This window comes from Aldersonia sp. NBC_00410 (assembly GCF_026342035.1).
Lineage (GTDB): Bacteria > Actinomycetota > Actinomycetes > Mycobacteriales > Mycobacteriaceae > Aldersonia.
The window spans coordinates 31,450-52,730 of sequence record NZ_JAPENM010000004.1; the positions used below are offsets into that span (position 1 = coordinate 31,450).

Below are 21,281 nucleotides of genomic sequence, written 5' to 3' on the forward strand. Positions count from 1 at the left end.
TCCCCCCGCATCGCGTCATTCGAGTTCGAGCGCGGCCGCGACGGCGACCGGATCGACCGGAATCGGTTGTACCACGGGCATTCCCAAGAGCGCGGTGTCGGGATCCTTGAGGCCGTTGCCGGTCACCGTGCAGACCACGGTCAGCCCGGAATCGAGCCAGCCCTCCGCACGCGCGGCAAGCAGGCCTGCGACGCTGGCGGCCGACGCCGGTTCGACGAAGACACCTTCTGTCGCTGCGATGAGCCGATAGGCCTCGAGGATCTTCTCGTCCGTCGCGGCCCGGAACGCGCCACCGGACTCCTCCTTGGCCGCGACGGCGCTGTTCCACGACGCCGGAGCACCGATGCGGATCGCTGTCGCGATGGTCTCCGGGTTCTTCACCGGCGCACCGTGCACCAGTGGCGCTGCACCCGCGGCCTGTACGCCGAGCATGCGCGGCTTCACCGTGGTGAGGTGGTCGTCGAAGTACTCCTTGTACCCGCGCCAGTAGGCGGTGATGTTGCCCGCGTTGCCGACCGGCAGCACATGCACATCCGGCGCGCGGCCCAGCGCGTCGCAGATCTCGAACGCGGCGGTCTTCTGACCCTCGATGCGCACCGGATTCACCGAGTTCACCAGACCGATCGTGGGGAACTCCGCGGTCGTCTTGCGTGCCAGCTCGAGACAGTCGTCGAAGTTGCCCTCGACCTGGATGATCTTGGCACCGTGCATGACCGCCTGCGCGAGCTTGCCCATCGCGATCTTGCCCTGCGGGATGAGCACGGCGCAGGTCATGCCTGCGCGGGTCGCGTATGCGGCTGCCGACGCCGAGGTGTTCCCGGTGGACGCGCACAACACCGCCCGCTGACCGCGGGCGCGCGCGTCGGTGACGGCCATCGTCATGCCGCGGTCCTTGAACGAACCGGTCGGGTTGAGGCCCTCGACCTTGAGGTACACCTCGCAGCCGGTGAGCTCGGACAGATGCGTGGCGGGTACCAGCGGTGTTCCGCCCTCGTACAGCGTCACCGGGTCCCAGTCCGGCCCGATGGCGAGCCGGTCGCGATACGCCTCGATCAGCCCCGGCCAGGGCTGGTGCACAGCGGTGCTCATTCTTCGGTGCCTTCCATTCGCAGGACGCTGTTCACAGCGATGACGTCTTCGATTTCCGCCAGCGCCGCAACAGTTTCCGCAAGCGCGGACTCCTTCGCCAGGTGGGTCACCACGATCAACCGGGCGCCTTCACCGGCGCCTTCCTGTCGCACTGTGGAGATGCTGACTTCATGGGCGGCAAACTCGGCCGCGACTCGGGACAGCACGCCCGACCGGTCTTCGACATGCAAGTTGACCAGGTACCGGGTGGGCGTGTCGCCCATCGGCGCGATCGGCAACTTCGCATAGGTGGATTCGCCCGGTCCGCGGCCGCCGTAGAACTTGTTGCGCGCGGCCATGACCAGATCGCCCATCACGGCGGACGCGGTCGGCGCGCCGCCCGCGCCCTGCCCGTAGAACATCAGCCGACCCGCGTTGGCGGCCTCGACGACGACCGCATTGAACGCCCCGTTGACCGAGGCGAGCGGGTGTTCACGGGGAACGAGTGCCGGGTACACACGGACCGAAATCCGTTCCTTGCCTTCGGGGTCCACCACGCGCTCGCAGATCGCGAGCAGCTTCACCGTGCACTGCAGCGCACGCGCGGTGGCCAGATCGTCGGCGGTTACCTTGCTGATCCCCTCGCGGTAGACATCGGCGGCGGTCACCCGGGTATGGAACGCCAGCGACGCCAGGATGGCTGCCTTCGCGGCCGCATCGTAGCCCTGCACATCCGCCGTCGGGTCGGCCTCGGCGTAGCCGAGCCGGGTTGCCTCGCCGAGCATGTCGGCGTAGTCGGCACCAGTATCGTCCATCGCCGAGAGGATGAAGTTGGTTGTCCCGTTGACAATTCCGACGACGCGGTCCACCTGGTCGCCGGCCAATGACTGCATGAGTGGACGCACTACCGGGATCGCACCGGCGACGGCTGCCTCGAAGTAGAGGTCGGCGCGGTTGCGCTCGGCGGCCTCGGCGAGTTCCCCGGTGTAGTCCGCGAGCAGTGCCTTGTTCGCGGTGACAACGGACTTGCTCGCGTTCAGCGCGGCGAGGATCAGCTCACGAGGCGGATCGATTCCGCCGATCACCTCCACCACGATGTCGACATCGTCACGGGCGACGAGCGCTTCCGCATCGGCGGTCAACAACTCGGCGGGCACGCCGCGATCGATTTCGACATTGCGCACCGCGATCCCGCGCAGTACGACCGGCGCGCCGACACGCGAATGCAGGTCGACCGCGTGGTCGCGCAGGATCCGCACGACCTCCGTGCCGACGTTGCCCATGCCGAGGACGGCCACGCCGATCGGTCGGACGGTGTCGGATGGGCCACTTGTCATGCTGGTCACTCGCTTACCTCCAGGCTGAGCAAATCATCGACGTTCTCTCTACGTAGGACCAGTCGCGCCGCGCCGTCCCGGACCGCGACCACGGCGGGTCGCGGCAGCAGGTTGTACCGGCTCGACATCGAATAGCAGTACGCGCCGGTGGCCGCGACGGCGATCAGGTCACCCGGTCCGACATCGGCGGGCATCCAGGTATCGCGGATCACGATATCGCCGCTCTCGCAATGCTTTCCGACGATTCGAGCGACCACCGGTTCGGCCACGCTTTCCCGCGACATCAGGGCGCTGTGGTACTCGGCCTGATACAGCGAGGTGCGGATGTTGTCGCTCATCCCGCCGTCGACACTGACGTACCGGCGGCTGGCATTGGCGCCGAGCCGCACGTCCTTGATCGTGCCGACCTCGTAGAGCGTCACGGTGCCGGGACCCGCGATGGCGCGGCCGGGCTCGACGGCGAGCGTCGGCGTCGGCAGTCCGACGAGGGCCGACTCGTCGGCGACGATCTTGGTCAGTTTGCCCGCCAGCTCGGTCAGCGGTGGCGGGTCGTCGCTGGGCACGTAAGAAATGCCGAGACCACCACCGAGGTCGATCACCGAAACCTGCGAGGTCTTCTCGACGCCGAACTCGGCGACGAGGTCGTGCAGCAGTCCGATCACTCGATGGGCAGCGAGTTCGAAACCGTCCACCTCGAAGATCTGGGACCCGATGTGGCTGTGCAGACCGACCATCCGCAGGTGATCGGTCTCGAACACCCGACGTACTGCTCTCATCGCGTCGCCGCCGGCCAGCGAGAAACCGAACTTCTGGTCCTCGTGGGCGGTGGAGATGAACTCGTGGGTGTGCGCCTCGACGCCGACCGTAACGCGCACCAGCACGTCCTGGACCACGCCTGCCGCGGCGGCGACCTTGTCCAGGCGTTCGATCTCGATCAGCGAATCGAGCACGATATGACCCACCCCGGCACGCACCCCGGCGTCGAGTTCAACAACCGATTTGTTGTTGCCGTGCATAGCAATTCGCTCCGGCGGGAACCCCGCATGCAATGCGATCGCCAGCTCGCCGCCGGAGCAGACATCGAGCGAAAGGCCTTCGTCGGCCACCCAGCGGGCGACCTCACTGCACAGGAACGCCTTCGAGGCGTAGTGCACATGCTCCGCGCTGCCGAACGCGGCGGCCATGTCGCGGCACCGAGACCGGAAATCGTTCTCGTCGATGACGAACAACGGGGTGCCGAATCGCTGCGCAAGCTCGGTCACCGGCACACCTGCGAAGCTGACCACGCCGTCGTCGCCACGGACCGCGCCGCGCGGCCACACATGTTCGTGCAGGTGCGTCATCTCGCTTGGGCTGCGGGGCTTTTCGGGCAGCGTCGGAGCGTGGGCAACCTCGGCGTGCCGGGGACCGGCGGGATGCGCGCTCACATCTGCTCCGGTGCGGTCACGCCGAGCAGGCGCAGGCCGTTGCCGAGGACCTGGCGGGTCGCCTCGCACAGGGCCAGCCGGGCGGTGTGCAGGTCACCCGCCTCCTCGTCGCCCTGCGGCAGAACTCGGTCGGCTCCGTAGAAACGGTGATAGGCGCCGGCGAGCTCTTCGAGGTAACGCGCAATCCGGTGTGGCTCACGCAGATCCGCAGCGGAGGCCAGCACGCGCGGGTATTCCCCGATGGTGCGGATCAGCTCACCGGCGTGGTCGGTGGTGAGCAGCTCCAGCTTCGGATCGGCCGCGGTGACGCCGAGATCGGCGGCATTGCGCGCCAGCGAACACAGCCGGGCGTGGGCGTACTGCACGTAGTAGACGGGGTTTTCGTTGCTCTGGCTGGTCCACAACGCGAGATCGATGTCGATGCTGGTATTCACCGAGCTGCGCACCAGTGCGTAGCGCGCCGCGTCCACCCCGATCGCGTCGACGAGATCCTCGAGTGTGATCACCGTGCCTGCACGCTTGCTCATCTTGACCGGGACGCCCTCGCGCACCAGATTCACCATCTGGCCGATCAGCACCTCGACGGTTGCCGGATCGTCGCCACAGGCCGCCGCGGCGGCCTTCAGGCGACCGATGTAGCCGTGGTGGTCGGCCCCCAACATGTAGATACAGAGGTCGAATCCGCGTGCCCGCTTGTCCTGGAAGTACGCGATGTCACCGGCGACGTAGGCGGAGTTGCCGTCGCTCTTGATCACGACGCGGTCCTGGTCGTCGCCGTACGCGCTGCTCTTGAGCCACCAGGCGCCGTCCTTCTCGTACAGATCCTTCGACGACTTGAGCGCCTCGACCGCGCGGTCCACCGCCCCGGAATCGAACAACGCGCTCTCGTTGTAGTACACGTCGAACTCGGTACCGAAATCGTGCAACGACTGCTTGATCTGACCGAACATCAGCTCGACGCCGGCAGACCGGAACAGCTCGTGCCGCGGCGCCTCGGGCAGGTCGACGGCCCCGGGGTTCGCAGCGACGATCTGGGTCGCGATGTCGGTGATGTAGGCGCCCGCGTAGCCGTCCGCCGGTGTCGGTTCGCCGACGGCGGCCGCGATCAGCGACCGGGCGAAACGGTCGATCTGAGCGCCGTGATCGTTGAAGTAGTACTCCCGGGTGACGTCCGCGCCGCGGGCGGCCAGCACCCGGCCGAGCGCATCGCCGACGGCCGCCCACCGAGTGCCGCCGAGATGGATCGGTCCGGTGGGGTTGGCGGAAACGAACTCCAGGTTGATCTTCGTACCGGCGAGCGTGTCGGAGTAGCCGTAGTGCGGGCCTTCGGCGATCACCTTGGCGACGATCGCGCCCTGCGCAGACGCGGCGAGGCGGATGTTGAGGAAGCCCGGTCCGGCGATCTCGGCAACCTCGATGCCGTCCGCCGCGGTCAGTGCTTCGGCGAGCCAGCCGGCCAGCTCGCGGGGATTGGCACCGGCCTTCTTACCGATCTGCATCGCGATGTTGGACGCGTAGTCGCCGTGCTCGGGGTTGCGCGGGCGCTCGACCTTGAGCTCCGCGGGGAGCACGGACGGGTCCAAGCCGTGTTCGGCCAGCACCTTCGCGGCGGTACCGCGCAGGAGTTCGGCAAGGTCAGCAGGAGTCACGAGTCCTTATCCTATGGTCTGTCCGGGTCGGCTCCGTATCCGGACCGGCCCCGACCTGCGCGGACCTCTCGACGGCACCGTTCAGTTTGTCCTCAGCATCGGTACGTAAAGTAGGGTCGCCCACTGGGCGGAAAGCACCGCCATGTGCTGCGTCGTTCCGCCCCTACGCAGGTTGTCCTACGGCGAAAGAGCAGACGATCGATGCCCAACCGTTCGGATAGTGGTTCCGGAGGCAAGAGTACCGGCGCAAAATCGGCGAAAGCGATCAAAGCGGCGTCCAAGAAGAGTCCCGGCGCCGGCAAGAAAATCGCCAAGCGACGCGAGATTCCCTGGATGACGCTCGGCGCTATCGTCGTCGTCGCCGCGCTGGTCGGTCTGCTCGCCTACAACCTCGTGCCCAAGTACCGCGATCAGGCCGAGGCGGAGAAGTACACGCCGAGCGAGAGCAACCAGGACCCGTCCGCCGACATCGACGGCGTGGTGAAGATCGAATATCCCGCCGCGCTGCACGTCAACGCCAGTCAGCGGGTCGCCTACGATCATTCGCCGCCGTTCGGCGGTCCGCACGACAGTGTCTGGGCGACCTGCACCGGCGTGGTGTATCCGCAGGCAATCCGGACCGAGAATGCGGTACATGCGCTCGAGCACGGCGCCGTCTGGATCACCTACAACCCGGACAAGGTGCAGGGCGGCGATCTCGACGCCTTGAAGGACAAGGTCGACGGCAAGCCGTACTCGCTGATGTCGCCATATCCCGGCCTCGACACCCCGGTCTCCGTGCAGTCCTGGGGCCATCAGCTGAAGGTGGACAGCGCCGACGACAAGCGCATCGGCCACTTCATCGCGGCGCTGCGCCAGAACAAATACACCTACCCAGAGGTAGGCGCGAGCTGCTCCACGATCCCGGGTTCGTTCGATCCGGCCAATCCGCCGCCGTTCGATCCCACTCCGCCCGGGTCCGACGCGGTCCCGATGAATGGCGCCGGCCTGCAGCAGGACCAGACCGAAATGGGCGGTGGACTGCCCAGCGGGCTCGGCGGAGCCGGACTGCCGAGTGACCCCGGTAGCGGCGGTGGTGCGCCGGTCGCACCCGCGCCGTAGAGCGACCGTCTGCGCGCGGTAGGCCCCGTTCGAGGAAGGACGTCATGACCGATTCGGCACCCGAGCCGAGCGCTGCCGTCGATGGCTCGCCGGACGTCGAGCACCGTCCGGCCAAGCGCAGCCAACGCACCGCGCTCACGGTGCTCGGCCTGGTGGCGGCGGTTGCGGTCGGCGTCGCGCTCGGCTTCCTGCTGAAGCTGCCGCTCGGTGACGACACGGTCACCGTTCCGGACTCCGATAGCGTCGACGTCGGGTTCGCGCAGGACATGACCGTGCACCACAGCCAGGCGGTCGAGATGGCCACGATTGCGATCACCCAGTCGCAGGACCCTGCGGTGCGCAACCTCGCCTACGACATCCTCACCACGCAGCAGAACCAGATCGGCCAGATGCAGGGCTGGCTGGCGCTGTGGGACAAGCCCTCGTTGCCATCCGGTGAGCCGATGCAATGGATGGCGCACGATGACGGTCACCAGCACGAGCACGGCGAGAGCGCCACTGAGACAGAGTCGGGCAACGCCTCCGGAACACCGTCGGGTATGGCCATGCCGGATGCCGAGATGGCCGGCGGTGCGAGCGCAAAAATGCCCGGCATGGCGAGCAGCGCCGAGATCGCGTCGCTGCGCCAGAACACCGGTACCGCCTTCGACGTGCAGTTCCTGCAACTCATGCTGCGCCACCATCAGGGTGGGCTGACGATGATGGAGTATGGCGCCGACCACGGCGAAACCAGTGTTGTCCGCGACCTCGCGAACACGATGGTGAAGACGCAGAACAGCGAGTCCGAACTGATGACCCAGATGCTCGCCCAGCGCGGCGCACAGCCGTTGCCGATGAATTAACACCGCTCGACGCCCACGATCAGGGCGGATCGGCGCTCGAGTCGGCCATCATCAGCGTCTCGCCCGGACGGTGGAAGCGATTGATCCGTGGGCGCTGTCGAGGATCGACATGCGGCGGTGGGTGCCAGTGCGTTATGCACCGTGGACCCGTCGTCGTGCGCCACTGATCTGCACTGGGACCGACGAGTTTGTGGTGCGACGGGCAGGCGAAGGTGAGGTTCTCGGTATCGGTGGCACCACCGTCCGCCCATTCGTGGGTGTGGTGGGCCTCGCTCCGATATCCGGGCATATCGCAGCCGGGGAACGAGCAGCCGATGTCTCTGGCGTGCAGCACGATCCGTTGATCCGGCGACGCGATCCGCTTGGACCGTGCCAAGTGCACCACGCGACCCTCGACATCGAAGATCGACAGGTAGTGAAATGCGTGTGCGGCCATGCGGATCAGATCCCGAATCGGGACCAGTGATCCGCCCGCCGTCGCGGCGGGCCCGGCAAGATCCTTCAGTTCCGGCAACGTCGTCGAGACGATCGCCGTGACCGGTAGTCCGCGATGTCGACCCAGCTCCCCCGAGCCGAGCAGCCCGCGGCACATCGCCTTCAACGCATCGTGTTGACGCTGGCCCGCGGTCCGATGGTCGCGGCGCGCAGTGTCCTCGTCGGGTGCGCCGTCCACGATCGGAGATTCGTCCTCGGGGTTGCACATCCCGGGTGCGGCGAGCTTTTCGAAGATCGGCTCGAAATAGGCGCGCAATTCGGGGTCGATACGTCCGGTCAGGTTGCTCATACCGTCCACGCCCTGCTTGCTCAACCAGACGCCACGCTTGCGCGCACGGTCCATCTCATCGAACTCCCTATCCGGGCTCAGATAGGCCGCGAGCCGATCCGCCACCTTGCGCAACTCGTCTGGACGCATCGATTCGGCGCATCCGGCCAAATGCGTCTCGGCCTGCTCGCGCGTGCCCGCGTCGATCACATGCGGCAAGTGTTTCAGGAACGACCGAATCACCTGCACATGCCCATCACCGAGCACACCGCTGCGGACCCCGGCCGCCGTCGCGGCAAGCTCCGGCGCGAGTCGCTCCCCGGTAACCGACACCCGACCCGCCAACTGCTCGGCAGTGTCGAAGCGTCGCTTCGCATCCAGGCGGGTGGTCCGCAGCGCGTCTGCGACGACCTGATGGGTGTGTTCACCACCGAAATCCTCGGCAGTTCGGGAATCGCGAAGGCTCTGCAGCACCTCGTAACCCACGCTCGACTGCCGCCGCCCCGCAGCCTCCAGCCGCCGCAACACCGCCAGCCGCCCGGCACTGGTCATCGCCCTGAAATCGACCTCGGCCAGCACGGATACCGCGGCGTCGAGGCAATCCAACGCCTGAGCAGCATCCGCATTAGCAAGCATGTTCGAAGTGTAACGAGGGCGTACGACATGTTCGGCGCGTCGCCGTAGACCGGTGTCCCAGCGGCACTGAACGGCGATTTTGGCGCGGCGGAACGCATGCGATAGGCTTGCGCCCGCCCAACTGGCACACCGTTTTCCCGGTGCGCCCCCGTAGCTCAGGGGATAGAGCGTCTGCCTCCGGAGCAGAAGGCCGCAGGTTCGAATCCTGCCGGGGGCACCCTCTGACCAGCGGATATAGTGGCTGAGTCGCCGACCGGCAGAATACGGGCACATTCCGTTCCTCTCGATTATCCGAGAAGGAACCACGCCATGAGCACTACAACCGCGCCAGCCACCGGGCAATCGACCTCGGCGAGATGCTGGCGCGCCTCCGCTTCAACACGACCTGCTCTTCGACGTGCTGCCGACGGCTGAGGCCGAGTACCCCAGCAGATTTGAGTAACACGGTGTAACGGAACGTGAAAATTGCAGATTGACTCACTGACGGTCGATGTCACCCGACGCTCGACCGGACGGTCACGGTCTGCCCTCGACCCCTGACGAGGGCAGACCGCCACGGCCTGCCCTCATCCCCTGACAGAGAGGGCAGGCCGTTCCGCGTTCCGTAGAGGCACGCACTTTCGCGTACCCCTACGCGATGAACAATAAACCGATAACCCAGCTGATGCGGTGGCTGGCGACCGAGCCGACTGCCTACGCCGGCGAAGAAGTTACGCCGACGGGCAACCGATCACCGCGCGGCGCTCCGGCATCTCGGCGGCGAGTGCCCGAATCTCGGTTGCTGTCAGCATCCGCGATTCAGCGCGGGTGCGGTGCTTGTGGCGGTACGCGCTCTCGCTCCACCCCGTTACCGGCTCGGGCCAGGACCTGAACGCGCGATAGCTACGGCGCAAACGCATCGTGGTATCGCTGCGAGTGCTAACCATGTCGAGCGCGCAGGCGCGTTATCGTCGGCAATGAGCACCGCCCACAACCGAAGCGAGGATGGCGCATGACCACCGACGAGTTCGCGTACACGGGGTGCGACAACCTGGAGGTGATGGCCGAGGCCGTCAACTACAACAGGTTCCTGCTCGACTGCGTCGACGAGCACGTCGCCTCGCCGGACGTTCGCGTGCTCGACTTCGGCGCCGGCGCCGGAACGTATGCCGACATGCTGGCCGAGCGCGACATCAAACCCGACTGCTTCGAGCCGGACAGGGACTTGCAGCAGTCGCTTCGGTCGAAGGGGTATCGCGTCGTCGATGCCGACGCAATGACCGCCAAAACCGAACAGTACGACGTCATTTACACGCTCAACGTCCTCGAGCACATCAAGAACGACCAGGAGGCATCGGAACATCTCGCAGCACTGCTGCGCCCCGGTGGCACGTTGGTCGTCTATGTACCGGCACTCGAAATGCTCTTCACTGCGATGGACGTCAAGGTCGAGCATTACCGCCGCTACCGGCGCACTCAGCTCAACCGGATTCTCCGCAATGCGGGGCTCGAGATCGTGCACTCCCGGTATTGCGATCCGATCGGTTTCTTCGCCACGTTGGCGTACAAGATCATGGGACGCAGCGACGGCACGATCAACCCTCGGGCCTTGAAGCTCTACGACCGCGCGGTGTTTCCGCTGAGCCGGGCACTGCACCTCGTGACGGGCAAGTTCTTCGGCAAGAACATTCTGGTCGTCGCCACCAAGTCGTAGCTAGCGAACTGCCCTCAACTCCACTCCGGCCACTCGCCCGTGCTCGACTGTGGCCGTCATGTACGTGCACTCCGGCTGTCGCCGACGGTCGGTGGGCGAACCGGGGTTCAGCAACCGCAGTCCCGATGCCGCCGTCGTATCCCACGGAATGTGGCTGTGCCCGAACACAAGTACGTCGGTGTCCGGGTAGGCAGACGCCATCCGTTTCTCCCGCCCCGCGGCGGCACCCGTTTCATGGACGACGGTGAACCGGACACCCGCGAGCGTCGCGTCCGCCCGCTCGGGCAGGCGCGCGCGGATGTCGGGCCCGTCGTTGTTGCCCCAGCACGCCAGCAACCGGGCGGCTCGATCGTCGAGCGCCTCTACCAACTCGACATTCACCCAGTCGCCGGCGTGGATCACCACCTCGGCGCGGTCGACTTCGGTCCACAGCGCCGCGGGCAGGTCACGCGCCCGCTTCGGGACGTGCGTGTCGGACATCAGCAGCAGTCGCACAGTCTCCAGTCTGCCGCTGGGCCCGAACTACCGCTGAATGGCCTTGGTCTCCAGGAACTCCTCCAACCCGAGCACTCCTGCCTCCCGGCCCACACCCGACTGCTTGTACCCGCCAAACGGTGCCGCGACGTTGAACGCGCCGCCGTTCACTTCGATCTGGCCGGCACGCATCCGCCGGGCCACCCGCTCGGCACGCTCCGGGTCACCCGACCACACGCCGCCGGCGAGGCCGTACGGCGTCGCGTTCGCGATCCGCACCGCGTCGTCCTCGTCGCGGTAGCCGATGATCGACAGCACCGGGCCGAAGATCTCCTCCTTCGCGATCGTCATGTCCTCGGTAACACCGGAGAATACGGTGGGACCGACGAAGTACCCCGTCTCGAACCCGGTCTCGCGGCCGTCGAGCACCGCCGTCGCTCCTTCGGCAATGCCCTGCTCGATATAGCCACGGACGCGCTCGAGCTGGTTGGAGTTCACCAGCGGACCGAGCACCGACATCGGGGCAGTCGGGTCCCCGACAACGAAGTTCTTCGCGACCTCCGCGGCGATCGCCGTGGCCTCGTCCATCCTGTCGGCGGGCACGAGCATTCGGGTGAGCGCGGAGCAGGTCTGCCCGGAGTTCAGGTAGCACTTCTGCACGCCGTCGGCGACCGCGGTGGCGAGATCGGCGTCATCGAGAATCACGTTCGCCGACTTGCCGCCGAGTTCGAGCGCGACCTTCTTGATCGTCTCCGACGCGACCGCGGCGACGCGTTTGCCCGCCCGCGTGGAACCGGTGAACGAGACCATGTCCACCTCCGGATGACCGGCGATCGCCTCGCCCACCACTGGGCCGTAGCCGCTGACGAGGTTGAAAACTCCTGCCGGTAACCCGATCTCGTCGAAGATGTCGGCCAGTGCATAGGTGATGAGCGGCGCCACCTCGGTCGGCTTCAGCACCACCGTGCAGCCCGCGGCCAGCGCGCCGCCGACCTTGAGTACCACCTGATGCAGCGGATAGTTCCATGGCGTGATCGCGCCGACGACGCCGATCGGCTCGCGCACGATCTTGGAGTTGCCGATCTCCTGTGCGTCGAAGTTGTAGTTGGCCGCGAGGTCGGCGAAGGCGAACAAGTTCGCCAGCGGCAGGCCGATCTGCACCGGACCCGCGAAGCCCACCGGCATGCCCATGTCCTGCGACACGAGCGCGGCGAGATCCGCCATCCGCTGCTGCACAATCTCGCCGGCCCTGCGCAGGTAATCGCCACGTTCGGCACCGCTGAGGACCGACCACGAGTCGAATGCGGCACGCGCGGCGGTCGCGGCGCGATCGACGTCGCCCGCGGTGCCCTCGGCCACGGTGGCGATGACCTCTTCGGTCGCGGGGTTCACCACCTCGATGCGCCCGCTCCCCTCGGATTCGACCCACTTCCCATCGATGTAGATCTTGGTCCGGTCCAGTACGGCACCCATTTTGGTCACGCCTTCCATTCACCGACTCCGCTGTTGGTCGGCATGAGAGTACGACGGGCGATAGCTCTCACGCGGCAGTTTCGGCACGCCGGTTCCATATTCGGGCCATCATGATCGACATGAAGTTCCGCACCGTCGTCGAACTCGGCGGGAAAACCGCAACCGGCTTCGAAGTGCCCGCGGATGTTGTCGCCGCACTCGGTGATACCAAGCGGCCACCGGTGCAGGTCACCGTCAACGGCCACACCTATCGCAGCACTGTCGCGCCGATGGGCGGGCGGTTCCTCGTTCCGCTCAGTGCGGAGAACCGCACCGCAGCCGGAGTCACCGCGGGCGAGGAAGTCGACGTCGAGATCGAGGCCGATACCGCGCCGCGCGAGGTGACCGTGCCCGATGACCTTGCCGCGGCCCTCGACGCCGAGCCCGCCGCTCGAGCGTTCTTCAACTCGATGTCCTACAGCAACAAGCGTTTTCACGTAATGCAGGTCGAGGGCGCGAAAACCGAGGCGACCCGGACGCGACGGGTCGAGAAGTCGCTGACGATGATGCGCGAGGGTCGCGCACGCTGATTCGCGACAGGACCAACGTCGCTAGCCGTCAGGGCAGACCGGCGCGCGGCACGTCGACGTGGACGGCCCGCAGTTCGGCCTCGCGGGTGTGCATCCGATTCTCTTCGATGAAGTCCGGTGCCGCACAGAGAAACAGCGTGCGCCCGTCCTCGCCGCCGAGCATGCATGCGAACACGCCCGTGCCGACGGCGATTTCCTCGGCGATACTCCCGCCCTCGCGCACGCGCAGCACCCGTCCGCCGAGCGCGTCGGCAACCCATACCGCGCCTTCGGCGTCGAGGCAGCAGCCGTCGGGTGCCACCGCGATCTCGCCCAATGCCTGTTCGAGGTCGGGGGCGCTCGGCACGTCGCCGAAGCTCGCCCACGTGCGCCGGTTCGTCAGCTCACCGCCGGGTCCGATGTCGAACGCTGTCATCCGGTTGGCCAACGTCTCGTCGACGATCAGCACGCCGGCCTCGGTGATCACGCTGCCGTTCGGGAAATGCAGATCCTCCGCGACTCGGTGCACGGCGCCGTCCGGGTCGACGCGCAGCAGGCAGGCCGTTTCCAGTGGTGCGCCGCCGAACAGGTCGAAGCCGAAGTTCCCCACGTAGGCCCGGCCGTCCCGGTCGATCACCATGTCGTTCGGGTAGCCGCCGACGTGCTCGGCCAGGTCGGCGTGCGTGACGAGCGCCCCGTCCGCCTCCCGACGCAGCAACCGATGGTCGCGCATCGACACGACGACGAGCCGACCGTCGGGCAACCAGCCGAGTCCGGACGGCTGTTGGTCGACGGTCGTCTCGAGCCGCACGTCGGTGCCGTCCGGCGCGGCAGAGACAACCTCGTGGGTGTAGAAGTCGGCGAACCAGATCCGCCCGTCGTGCCAGCGGGGACATTCGAGATAGGAGTAGCCGGACAACACGGTCTCGACGGTGCGACTCATGGCGAGCTCCATTCGACCGGGACCCCATCGGCCCGTTCTCGAACGCGAGTCTGCCAGCATCGCCGGGCGAAGATGCCCGATTCGCGAGCGCGATCAGTCCCAGGATTTGCGCCCGAGGTACGCCAGCAGGCGGGTCTGCTCGTCCGCCCGGGCGGGGGGTTCGATCGCGGGACCGCAGACGCCGTCGCGACGCACGTTGTCCCCGAGCGCGTCGGTGAATCCCTTGACGAGCGCGAGGTCCTGCGCCGGGATTCGTTCGTCGGTGCCTGTGGCTTTCGCGATATCCCATCCATGAATAACCAGGTCGAAGGCGTAGAAGGTGGCCAGACTGTCGGCGATCGTGGTCCTACCGAACACGCCCTCGTACTCCTTGCCGCCCTGTGCGGGGTCGTCGAGCACGGCCTGGATCGCAGAACTGGTGTGCTGCCAAGCCGCCACCGGGTCGACCGCGACGTCGGGTCCGGCCGGCAGATCGATCCCGCCCTGCCCGGCCAAGAACTGGCGTTCGGTCTCGATGACGTGGCCGAGCACGTCGCGCGCCGACCAGCCCTCGCACGGCGAAGGGGCGTCCCAGCGCTCGGCAGGTACCGCGCGCACGCGCTCGTCGAGAGTCCGCGCCAGGCGGCGGTACCGGTCCGGATTGGTTTCGGTGTGCGGTGTCGTCGTCATGCTGCCGATTCTTCATCCACCTCGGCGTCGTCGGCTTGAATATTTCGGACATGGGCTCGGTCGGTTTGCGCGGACGCAAACAGTGGTGCACCACCGTGCCAGTCGGGCACCTCGCTCGCGAGCAACTCGGTCGGGGTCTGCTCCGCGAACCGCTTGCACTCCCGCGACAGATGCGATTGGTCGGCGAACCCGCATTCCCAGGCCAGTTCCGCGAGCGGTGTCGACGGATACTGCCTGGCCCGCGCCATGAACCGCTGCAAACGCAGGATCGACCGCAGCATCGCTGGGCCGTAGCCGAATGCGTCGTTGCAGCGACGCTGTAGCTGCCGCTCGGTGAGCGCGGCGGCATCGGCGAGCGCACCGACGGTCCACGAGTTGCGCAGCAGGGCCGAACCGACATGGGTGGCGAGCGGATCGGGATCGCGGCGACGGGCGCTCAACGCGCGGGCCAGCTGCTCGAGCAGGTCGAGTCGCGCCGTCTGATCCGGCGCATCATCGAGCCTGCCGATGGTCGCACGCTGCGCGGCCGAGCCGAACAGGTCGGCGAAATCAACTCGCCTGTTGCGCAATTCGGCGATCGAGGTGTGCAGCAGCGCGGCCGCGGCGCCGGGGCGCAGCCGGATTCCGACGGCGTCGGTGTCCGGCGGCATCGAGAACGTCCACGCAGCAGTTTCCGGGCCGCACACGCGGATCCCCGATCCGACGATGTAGAGCACGTCGAGGCAACCGTCCGGAACGAGGCGGTGCGTGCCCTCGACCGCCGCCGTCCAGCCGCATACGAGCTGCTCGGACAGGTCCGGGGGTGCCGGCGTCGGGGTGTACCACGACATGAACTCGATGGTAGGGGCGGACACCGACACGTGCACCCACCGGCACGGCGCGTGCGTACCTGCGCAGTTCGCCGGGGCGGATTCGGGTAGCGCGCTACTCGTGTCCCGAGGCCCCGGCCGCCGGATCCTCGATGGACGTGCGATCGGCGCACGCCGGCCCAGGAAGGACCACCACGATGCCGCAGAAATATCAGGTCGTCGGGGGCGACACGCTCTGGTCGATCGCTCAGCGGTTCTATGGCGACGGGCGCCTCTACTCCGCCCTCGCGATCATCAATTCGCTACCCAACCCGAACAACATTGTGGTGGGGCAGGAGTTGCTGATTCCGTACATCACCTACCGGCACGAGGTGGTCCCCGGCGATACGAAAGCCGCCATCGCCGCGCGCTACTACGGCGACCCGACGGTGCTCTGGCCGTTCGAACTGGCCAACCATGTCGCACAGCGGGACATCCATCCGGGCGAGCGCCTGCTGATCCCGAACCTCGCCGATGCCGGCCATCACACCATCGTCCCGGGCGAAACCCTGCCCGATCTCGCGCTGCGCTGGTACGGCGAATCGGTGCTGTGGACGCTGATCTCGCTGGCGAACCATCTCGACGACAGCGTCGTCTTCCCCGGCCAGGTGCTCAACAAGCCGCAGCTGAACCGCCGGTATGTCGTACGTCCGGGCGACACCCTCTGGGCACTCGCCGAGCACAACTACGGCTCGCACAACCTCGTGACGACGACGCCGTTCCTGGCCGCCGCCAACCTCATCGGCGACCCGAACCGGATCGACGTCGGGCAGGTGATCTTCTTTCCCGCACTGAGCCTCTGACGGCGTTACGGCCGGCGACCGCCCATCGCCACGGTGATCTCGTCTGCGGCGCGCACCAATGCCGCGCCGCGCTCGGCTATCTCGTCACGGGTGATCACCGCGCCGACGTGCATGGTGATCACCATCGACTGTCGCGAGTCCGCGTCGTAGGTCGGCGCGGCGAGCAGGCTCACCGGGCGCTCGCCGGCGTCCTCGTCGTCGAGCAGCACCCGCTCCCCCAGACTCGATGCCATCTCGCCGAGCAACTCGCGTAGCTCGGACGGAAGATGATGCGCCGCAACGCCTGCCATCGCGGTGTGCAGGCGATGCCCCATCGGTGTGAGTGTCTCCACCAGGTATCCGGTACGCCGGCATTGTGCGACGACCCGCTCGAGCCGCGCACGATCCGGTCGGACCGGCAGCGTCGGTTCGCGATGCAGCCAGCCCTGTAGGTTGCGGTCACTGCCCCACAGCACGTACATCAGTCCGACCGGCGGGGCGAAGGGATAGACCTCGCCGACCTTGGCCGTGGGACGGACGCGCGGCGGGCAGGTGAGTTCGAGGATCGTAATGCGATCACCGATCACGCCCGACGCGGTGCACGTGGTGTCGAATTGCGAGCTCAGCTCATCCAGGTACCGGCGCGCGATCGGACCGACTGCGAAACCCTCCTGCGCTGCTCGTCCCGCCGCAATCAGTGCGGGCCCGAGACCGTAGGTCTTCGCCTCGGCGTTGCGGACGAGATAACCGCCATCCGCGAGCGCGGACACGATGCCAAGGCATGTCGGCTTGCTGATGTCGAGCCGCCGCGCGAGTTCCGAGAGGCCGAACTGCCGCGTCGGGTGCGCGGTCAGGAAATCGAGTACTGCCACCACTCGTTCGGTGGGCGGCGAGCGGCGTGCGCTCGCCGCCTGTGCTGCTACGGGCTCCGACATTGACCACTTCCTGTAACACGTTCTATTCTGGGTTTATCACATTTGCTACCACCACGGTACATATTTGGACCACCCCCAGGAGGCGTCAGTGCTGACCGACCCGCTCGCCGAAGCGATGGCCGAAGCCGAGAAGCTCGTGCAGGCGGCCCCGCATATCCGCACCCAGCAGGATCTGTCCGAGGGCTACCGCTATCTCGCCGGCGGCATCCTCGCCTCGGTGCACGCGCAATGGGCCTGGGACCGCGACCAGCCGTTCTTCGTCACGGGCACCGGCCCGTTCATGAAGATGGGCCTGGACAACCCCGACACCTTGTATTGGGGCACCCGAATCGACGACAGCCACGAGTACGTCGTGCGCGGGATCCGCGGTACCACGGCCGATCTCAGTTTTCAGGTGCTCAGCGGCAACTACACCGCCGACAATGTGCCGGGCAGCGAGAGCGCATTCGACGACCGCGCGTTCGATATCGCCGAGGACGGCAGCTTCGAGATCACGTTCGGCCCGGAGTCGTCCGAAGGTCGGCGCAACTACTTCCAGCTCGCGCCCGGCTCGACGCAGCTCGTGGTCCGCGAGGTCTACAGCGACTGGGATCAGCGTCGCGGCACGATCTCCATCAGCCGCACCGACACCGCCGGCATCCCCCCGGCTCCCCTCACCCCGGAGGACGTCGAAAAGCGTTACGCGCGTTCGGCAAAGGCGTTGGTCGACCGGGTGAAGACCTGGCTGCAGTTCCCGGAGTGGTTCTACCTCAAGTTGCCGGTCAATACGCTGACCGAGCCGCGCCTCACCCCGGGCGGTCTCGCCACCCAGTACTCGTCCGTGGGTCATTTCGAACTTCGCGACGATCAGGCAATCGTGATCAGCGTGCCCCGCGCCGACGTGCCCTACATGGGGTTCCAGCTCGGCAGCCGCTGGTACATCTCGATGGACTACAGCTATCACCAGACTTCGCTCAATCACAATCAGGCGCAGGTCGATCCGGACGGCAACATCCGGATGGTGGTCAGCGCGCGCAACCCCGGCATCACGAACTGGCTCGAAACGAATGGTCACGAGACGGGCATCCTGCAGTTCCGCTGGCAGCGCGTCGATCGCGCGCTCGGCACCGCCGACGGACCGACCGCCGAGGTCGTCGATATCGACGAGGTGGCCAAGCACCTGCCCTACTTCGAAGACAACCGCATCACCGAAGACGAGTTCCGGGCCCGGATTGCGCGCCGCCAGCAGCAAATTGCCGCGCGGATGCTCGGCTGACCCGGCGTACGAGGAGACAAAACAGAATGACCGAACGCACAAATGTGGGCACCGTCGAGGATCTGCACGCCTCGGCAACGAAGATCACCGGGATCACCGACTTCGGCGATCCCGGCTACCAGGAGGGCTTGCAGGTACTGCTCGACTCCTTCGCGCACGATGCCGACCTGACTCCGTTGGGCAGCAGGGTGTTTCGTGCGTTCCTGCGCGGCGCACTGGTCGCCCGCGGGCTCAGCGAGGCGGCCTTCAAGCAGTACCCCCAGCATGCCGAGGTAAAGATCGATCGCCCGATCTTCGTCACCGGCCTCCCCCGGACCGGCACCACCGCGCTGCACCGCCTGCTCACCGCCGACGTGGGGAACCAGGGCCTCGAGCTGTGGCTCACCGAGATGCCGCAGCCGCGCCCGCCGCGCGAGACCTGGGCCGACAACCCGATTTTCGAGCGGATCGACGCCGGGTTCCGGCAGCACCACATCGAGAACCCCGAGTTCATGGGCCTGCACTACATGTCCGCCGCCGAGGTCGAAGAGTGCTGGCAGCTGCTGCGTCAGTCGTCGAAGTCGATCTCCTACGAGACGCTCGCCTACGTGCCGACCTACTCGCAGTGGCTCGACAAGCAGGACTGGACCGACGCGTACGCGCGGCACAAGGCCAACCTGCAGCTGATCGGCCTGAACGACCAGAACCGCCGCTGGGTGCTCAAGAATCCCAGCCACCTCTTCGCGCTCGACGAGCTGATGGCGGTCTACCCGGACGCGCTGATCGTGCAGACCCACCGCGCGCCGCGCACCTGCATGCCGTCGGCCTGCAGCCTTGCCGAACAGGCGAGCAAGGGCTGGTCGAACCGGTTCCAGGGCGACGAGATCGGCAGCACCCAGCTCGAACTCTGGAGCCGCGGCCTGCGCAAGTTCCAGGAATCGCGCACCAAGTACAACCCGGCGCAGTTCATCGACATCGACTACCGCGACTTCGTCAAGGACCCGATCGGCACGTGCGCGGGCATCTACGACAAGTTCGGCATCGAACTCACCGATGACGCGCGCACCGCGATGGACGAGATGCACACCGAAAGCCGCAGCGGCGACCGGAAACCGGTGCACAAGTACACGCTCGAGGAGTACGGGCTCAGCGAAGCGGCTGTCGACGAGGCATTCGCCGACTACAAGTTCGCCTGAGGGACGGCCGTCGGCCCGAGCGGACCGGGCAACGAATCACCCGGAAAGCTACGGGCGGGATGCACCTCGAAGGTGAACACCCCCGCCCGCACTCCCGGGTCGTCGGCCATCAGCGCTGTGGTCTCGTCGACATCGTCGGCGAATATGCCAATCCCGCACACGTCGCTGTCGTCGAGGACGGGGCAGACGATGGCAAGTTTGCCCGCGTCACGCAGCGCGAAGTTACGCCGGCCGTGCTCCCATACGATCGCGTCCGATCCTGCCGATCCGTACTGCGGACCGGCCTTCAGGATCACGACCGAGAAGTCGTGGCTCGTCGCGAGTAGCGCGCGCATCTCGTCGTCGGAGAACGTCCTCATCCGCGGTGCACCTCCGGGTGGCGGCCATACCATGAGCCATGCTCACCAACCGCGACCCGGAGCCGAGATGAGCCCTGCTGCGATGCGTCCCGGCACGGCCTTCGCGTGTCTGGTCTACGCGTTCACGGTCGTGATGCTCGGCACCACCCTACCCACGCCGATGTACGCGCTGTATGCCGAAGAGCTGAACTTTTCGACGCTCGTGACCACGGTCATCTTCGCGACCTACGCCGCCGGCGTGCTGGTCGCGCTGATCGGCTTCGGCCGCTGGTCGGACACCCTGGGCCGCAAGCCACTGCTGCTCGCCGGCGCATTGTTCGCGGTCGCAAGTGCACTCGTGTTCGTCACCGCGGGGCCGGTGTCGCAACTGCTGATCGGCCGGTTCCTTTCCGGCCTGTCCGCGGGCATCTACGCCGGCACCGCGACCGCCGCGGTCATCGAAGCAGCACCCGAATCCTGGCGGGCACGCGCACCGGCGGTCGCAACCGCCGCCAACATGGGCGGCCTCGGCCTCGGCCCACTCCTGGCCGGGATACTCGTGGAGTACGCGGCCTGGCCACTGCACCTGGCGTTCCTGGTGCACATCGTTCTGCTGGTCGTGCTGCTCGCCGGCGTGACGTTCGTGCCGGAGACGGTGAACGTCGTCCCCGGCGCGCGGCCCGCCATGCAACGGCTCGCCGTCCCCGCCGCGATACGACCGCTGTTCATACGCGCGGCAATCGCCGCATTCGCCGGCTTCGCGGTGTTCGGCCTGTTCACCTCGGTCGCGCCCAGCTTTCTCGCGCAGATCATCGGCGTGAGCAACCACGCTGTAGCAGGGTTGATCGTGTTCTCCGTGTTCGCCGCATCAGCGGTCGCCCAGATCGCCGGGCGCGGGCTTGCCACCAACACCGCACTCATAGCGGGTTGCGCGCTGCTCGTCGTCGGCACGCTGGTCATCGCGGCCGCGCTGCTCACCGAATCGCTGCCCGTGTTGGTGGTCGCAGCGCTGGTGGTCGGCGTCGGCCAGGGCATCAGCTTCAGCAAGGGACTCGGCGGAATCGCGGCGGCGACCCCGATCGCACACCGCGCGGAGGTGACCTCGACGTACTTCGTGGTGGCCTATATCGCGATCTCGGTACCGGTGATCGGGGAGGGCTTCGGCGCCGAACAGTGGGGGCTGCGCACAGCGGGGATCGTGTTCACCCTGCTCGTGGCCGCGCTGGCGCTCATCGCGCTGATCGCCACGGTGCTGGCCGCCAGGCGTGCGCACACCGCCGTCGATACATCGGTGGTCGAGTAGCCCGGCACAGTTCGGGGCGCGC

Annotated in this window: 20 protein-coding genes and 1 tRNA gene; 9 read left to right on the forward strand and 12 right to left on the reverse strand. The window is 66.9% G+C overall.

Features of this window, described 5'->3' with window-relative positions:
- Positions 1–15 precede the first annotated feature (15 nt).
- Genes thrC through argS form a run of 4 tightly spaced genes read right to left on the reverse strand, consistent with a single transcriptional unit; the run spans position 16 to position 5,481 of the window.
- A complete protein-coding gene (thrC, locus tag OG921_RS10320) occupies positions 16–1,089 on the reverse strand; it encodes a threonine synthase (protein WP_266112334.1) in 1,074 nt (357 codons plus the stop codon).
- Positions 1,086–2,405, reverse strand: a complete 1,320-nt coding sequence (locus tag OG921_RS10325; protein WP_266112780.1) for a homoserine dehydrogenase — start codon at positions 2,403–2,405, stop codon at positions 1,086–1,088. The genes thrC and OG921_RS10325 overlap by 4 nt, the downstream gene beginning before the upstream one ends.
- Positions 2,406–2,410: 5 nt before the next feature.
- Positions 2,411–3,832 carry a diaminopimelate decarboxylase gene (gene lysA / locus OG921_RS10330; protein ID WP_266112335.1) on the reverse strand — a complete coding sequence of 474 codons (1,422 nt, stop codon included), beginning with the start codon at positions 3,830–3,832 and terminating at the stop codon, positions 2,411–2,413.
- On the reverse strand, positions 3,829–5,481 hold the full coding sequence (argS, locus tag OG921_RS10335) for an arginine--tRNA ligase (RefSeq protein WP_266112336.1): 1,653 nt from the start codon (positions 5,479–5,481) through the stop codon (positions 3,829–3,831). The genes lysA and argS overlap by 4 nt, the downstream gene beginning before the upstream one ends.
- Before the next feature lie 201 nt (positions 5,482–5,682).
- Between argS and OG921_RS10340 the strand changes: the two genes are divergently transcribed.
- On the forward strand, positions 5,683–6,582 hold the full coding sequence (locus OG921_RS10340; RefSeq protein WP_266112337.1) for a DUF3105 domain-containing protein: 900 nt from the start codon (positions 5,683–5,685) through the stop codon (positions 6,580–6,582).
- A gap of 44 nt (positions 6,583–6,626) precedes the next feature.
- On the forward strand, positions 6,627–7,424 hold the full coding sequence (locus OG921_RS10345; protein WP_266112338.1) for a DUF305 domain-containing protein: 798 nt from the start codon (positions 6,627–6,629) through the stop codon (positions 7,422–7,424).
- Positions 7,425–7,443: 19 nt separating this feature from the next.
- On the opposite strand, the gene OG921_RS10350 is transcribed toward OG921_RS10345, so the two are convergent.
- Positions 7,444–8,823 carry an HNH endonuclease signature motif containing protein gene (locus OG921_RS10350; protein ID WP_266112339.1) on the reverse strand — a complete coding sequence of 460 codons (1,380 nt, stop codon included), beginning with the start codon at positions 8,821–8,823 and terminating at the stop codon, positions 7,444–7,446.
- Positions 8,824–8,967: 144 nt separating this feature from the next.
- Here OG921_RS10350 and OG921_RS10355 point away from each other — a divergent pair.
- A tRNA-Arg gene (locus OG921_RS10355) sits at positions 8,968–9,040 on the forward strand.
- A gap of 774 nt (positions 9,041–9,814) precedes the next feature.
- Positions 9,815–10,516 (forward strand): bifunctional 2-polyprenyl-6-hydroxyphenol methylase/3-demethylubiquinol 3-O-methyltransferase UbiG, encoded by a 702-nt coding sequence (locus OG921_RS10360; RefSeq protein WP_266112340.1) that lies wholly within the window; start codon positions 9,815–9,817, stop codon positions 10,514–10,516.
- Here OG921_RS10360 and OG921_RS10365 read toward each other — a convergent pair whose 3' ends face one another.
- Positions 10,517–11,011: a metallophosphoesterase gene (locus OG921_RS10365; RefSeq protein ID WP_266112341.1), complete on the reverse strand. Its 495-nt coding sequence runs from the start codon at positions 11,009–11,011 to the stop codon at positions 10,517–10,519.
- Between the two features lie 27 nt (positions 11,012–11,038).
- The gene (locus tag OG921_RS10370; RefSeq protein ID WP_266112342.1) at positions 11,039–12,463 is read right to left on the reverse strand and encodes an aldehyde dehydrogenase family protein; all 1,425 of its coding nucleotides are present in this window, start codon (positions 12,461–12,463) and stop codon (positions 11,039–11,041) included.
- 119 nt (positions 12,464–12,582) lie between these two features.
- On the opposite strand from OG921_RS10370, the gene OG921_RS10375 reads away from it, so the two are divergent.
- On the forward strand, positions 12,583–13,032 hold the full coding sequence (locus OG921_RS10375; protein ID WP_266112343.1) for a YdeI/OmpD-associated family protein: 450 nt from the start codon (positions 12,583–12,585) through the stop codon (positions 13,030–13,032).
- Between the two features lie 28 nt (positions 13,033–13,060).
- On the opposite strand, the gene OG921_RS10380 is transcribed toward OG921_RS10375, so the two are convergent.
- The 3 genes from OG921_RS10380 to OG921_RS10390 all read right to left on the reverse strand — a co-directional run bounded on the left by OG921_RS10380 (position 13,061) and on the right by OG921_RS10390 (position 15,453).
- Positions 13,061–13,954, reverse strand: coding sequence for an SMP-30/gluconolactonase/LRE family protein (locus OG921_RS10380; RefSeq protein WP_266112344.1), 894 nt, complete (start codon positions 13,952–13,954; stop codon positions 13,061–13,063).
- Between the two features lie 93 nt (positions 13,955–14,047).
- On the reverse strand, positions 14,048–14,623 hold the full coding sequence (locus OG921_RS10385) for a TIGR03086 family metal-binding protein (RefSeq protein WP_266112345.1): 576 nt from the start codon (positions 14,621–14,623) through the stop codon (positions 14,048–14,050).
- Positions 14,620–15,453: a helix-turn-helix domain-containing protein gene (locus OG921_RS10390; RefSeq protein ID WP_266112346.1), complete on the reverse strand. Its 834-nt coding sequence runs from the start codon at positions 15,451–15,453 to the stop codon at positions 14,620–14,622. Before OG921_RS10390 ends, OG921_RS10385 begins: the two co-directional genes overlap by 4 nt.
- A 176-nt stretch (positions 15,454–15,629) precedes the next feature.
- Here OG921_RS10390 and OG921_RS10395 point away from each other — a divergent pair, with 176 nt between their 5' ends.
- Positions 15,630–16,274 carry a LysM peptidoglycan-binding domain-containing protein gene (locus OG921_RS10395; RefSeq protein WP_266112347.1) on the forward strand — a complete coding sequence of 215 codons (645 nt, stop codon included), beginning with the start codon at positions 15,630–15,632 and terminating at the stop codon, positions 16,272–16,274.
- Positions 16,275–16,279: 5 nt separating this feature from the next.
- Here OG921_RS10395 and OG921_RS10400 read toward each other — a convergent pair whose 3' ends face one another.
- The gene (locus tag OG921_RS10400; protein WP_266112348.1) at positions 16,280–17,188 is read right to left on the reverse strand and encodes an IclR family transcriptional regulator; all 909 of its coding nucleotides are present in this window, start codon (positions 17,186–17,188) and stop codon (positions 16,280–16,282) included.
- Between the two features lie 88 nt (positions 17,189–17,276).
- Here OG921_RS10400 and OG921_RS10405 point away from each other — a divergent pair, with 88 nt between their 5' ends.
- Positions 17,277–18,443, forward strand: a complete 1,167-nt coding sequence (locus tag OG921_RS10405; RefSeq protein ID WP_266112349.1) for a hypothetical protein — start codon at positions 17,277–17,279, stop codon at positions 18,441–18,443.
- 26 nt (positions 18,444–18,469) lie between these two features.
- Positions 18,470–19,618 (forward strand): sulfotransferase, encoded by a 1,149-nt coding sequence (locus OG921_RS10410; protein ID WP_266112350.1) that lies wholly within the window; start codon positions 18,470–18,472, stop codon positions 19,616–19,618.
- On the opposite strand, the gene OG921_RS10415 is transcribed toward OG921_RS10410, so the two are convergent.
- On the reverse strand, positions 19,603–19,977 hold the full coding sequence (locus OG921_RS10415; RefSeq protein ID WP_266112352.1) for a hypothetical protein: 375 nt from the start codon (positions 19,975–19,977) through the stop codon (positions 19,603–19,605). The genes OG921_RS10410 and OG921_RS10415 overlap by 16 nt on opposite strands.
- 67 nt (positions 19,978–20,044) lie before the next feature.
- Between OG921_RS10415 and OG921_RS10420 the strand changes: the two genes are divergently transcribed.
- Complete coding sequence (locus OG921_RS10420) at positions 20,045–21,259, forward strand: MFS transporter (protein ID WP_266112353.1); 1,215 nt, start codon at positions 20,045–20,047, stop codon at positions 21,257–21,259.
- The last annotated feature ends 22 nt before the right edge of the window (positions 21,260–21,281 follow it).

Bases quoted from the DNA above. Each gene is read 5' to 3' on its own strand.
- thrC (WP_266112334.1), bottom strand. From the start codon at position 1,089: ATGAGCACCGCTGTGCACCAGCCCTGGCCGGGGCTGATCGAGGCGTAT.
- OG921_RS10325 (WP_266112780.1), bottom strand. From the start codon at position 2,405: ATGACAAGTGGCCCATCCGACACCGTCCGACCGATCGGCGTGGCCGTC.
- OG921_RS10340 (WP_266112337.1), top strand. From the start codon at position 5,683: ATGCCCAACCGTTCGGATAGTGGTTCCGGAGGCAAGAGTACCGGCGCA.
- OG921_RS10345 (WP_266112338.1), top strand. From the start codon at position 6,627: ATGACCGATTCGGCACCCGAGCCGAGCGCTGCCGTCGATGGCTCGCCG.
- OG921_RS10350 (WP_266112339.1), bottom strand. From the start codon at position 8,823: ATGCTTGCTAATGCGGATGCTGCTCAGGCGTTGGATTGCCTCGACGCC.
- OG921_RS10360 (WP_266112340.1), top strand. From the start codon at position 9,815: ATGACCACCGACGAGTTCGCGTACACGGGGTGCGACAACCTGGAGGTG.
- OG921_RS10370 (WP_266112342.1), bottom strand. From the start codon at position 12,463: ATGGGTGCCGTACTGGACCGGACCAAGATCTACATCGATGGGAAGTGG.
- OG921_RS10375 (WP_266112343.1), top strand. From the start codon at position 12,583: ATGAAGTTCCGCACCGTCGTCGAACTCGGCGGGAAAACCGCAACCGGC.
- OG921_RS10380 (WP_266112344.1), bottom strand. From the start codon at position 13,954: ATGAGTCGCACCGTCGAGACCGTGTTGTCCGGCTACTCCTATCTCGAA.
- OG921_RS10385 (WP_266112345.1), bottom strand. From the start codon at position 14,623: ATGACGACGACACCGCACACCGAAACCAATCCGGACCGGTACCGCCGC.
- OG921_RS10390 (WP_266112346.1), bottom strand. From the start codon at position 15,453: ATGTCGTGGTACACCCCGACGCCGGCACCCCCGGACCTGTCCGAGCAG.
- OG921_RS10395 (WP_266112347.1), top strand. From the start codon at position 15,630: ATGCCGCAGAAATATCAGGTCGTCGGGGGCGACACGCTCTGGTCGATC.
- OG921_RS10400 (WP_266112348.1), bottom strand. From the start codon at position 17,188: ATGTCGGAGCCCGTAGCAGCACAGGCGGCGAGCGCACGCCGCTCGCCG.
- OG921_RS10410 (WP_266112350.1), top strand. From the start codon at position 18,470: ATGACCGAACGCACAAATGTGGGCACCGTCGAGGATCTGCACGCCTCG.
- OG921_RS10415 (WP_266112352.1), bottom strand. From the start codon at position 19,977: ATGAGGACGTTCTCCGACGACGAGATGCGCGCGCTACTCGCGACGAGC.
- OG921_RS10420 (WP_266112353.1), top strand. From the start codon at position 20,045: ATGAGCCCTGCTGCGATGCGTCCCGGCACGGCCTTCGCGTGTCTGGTC.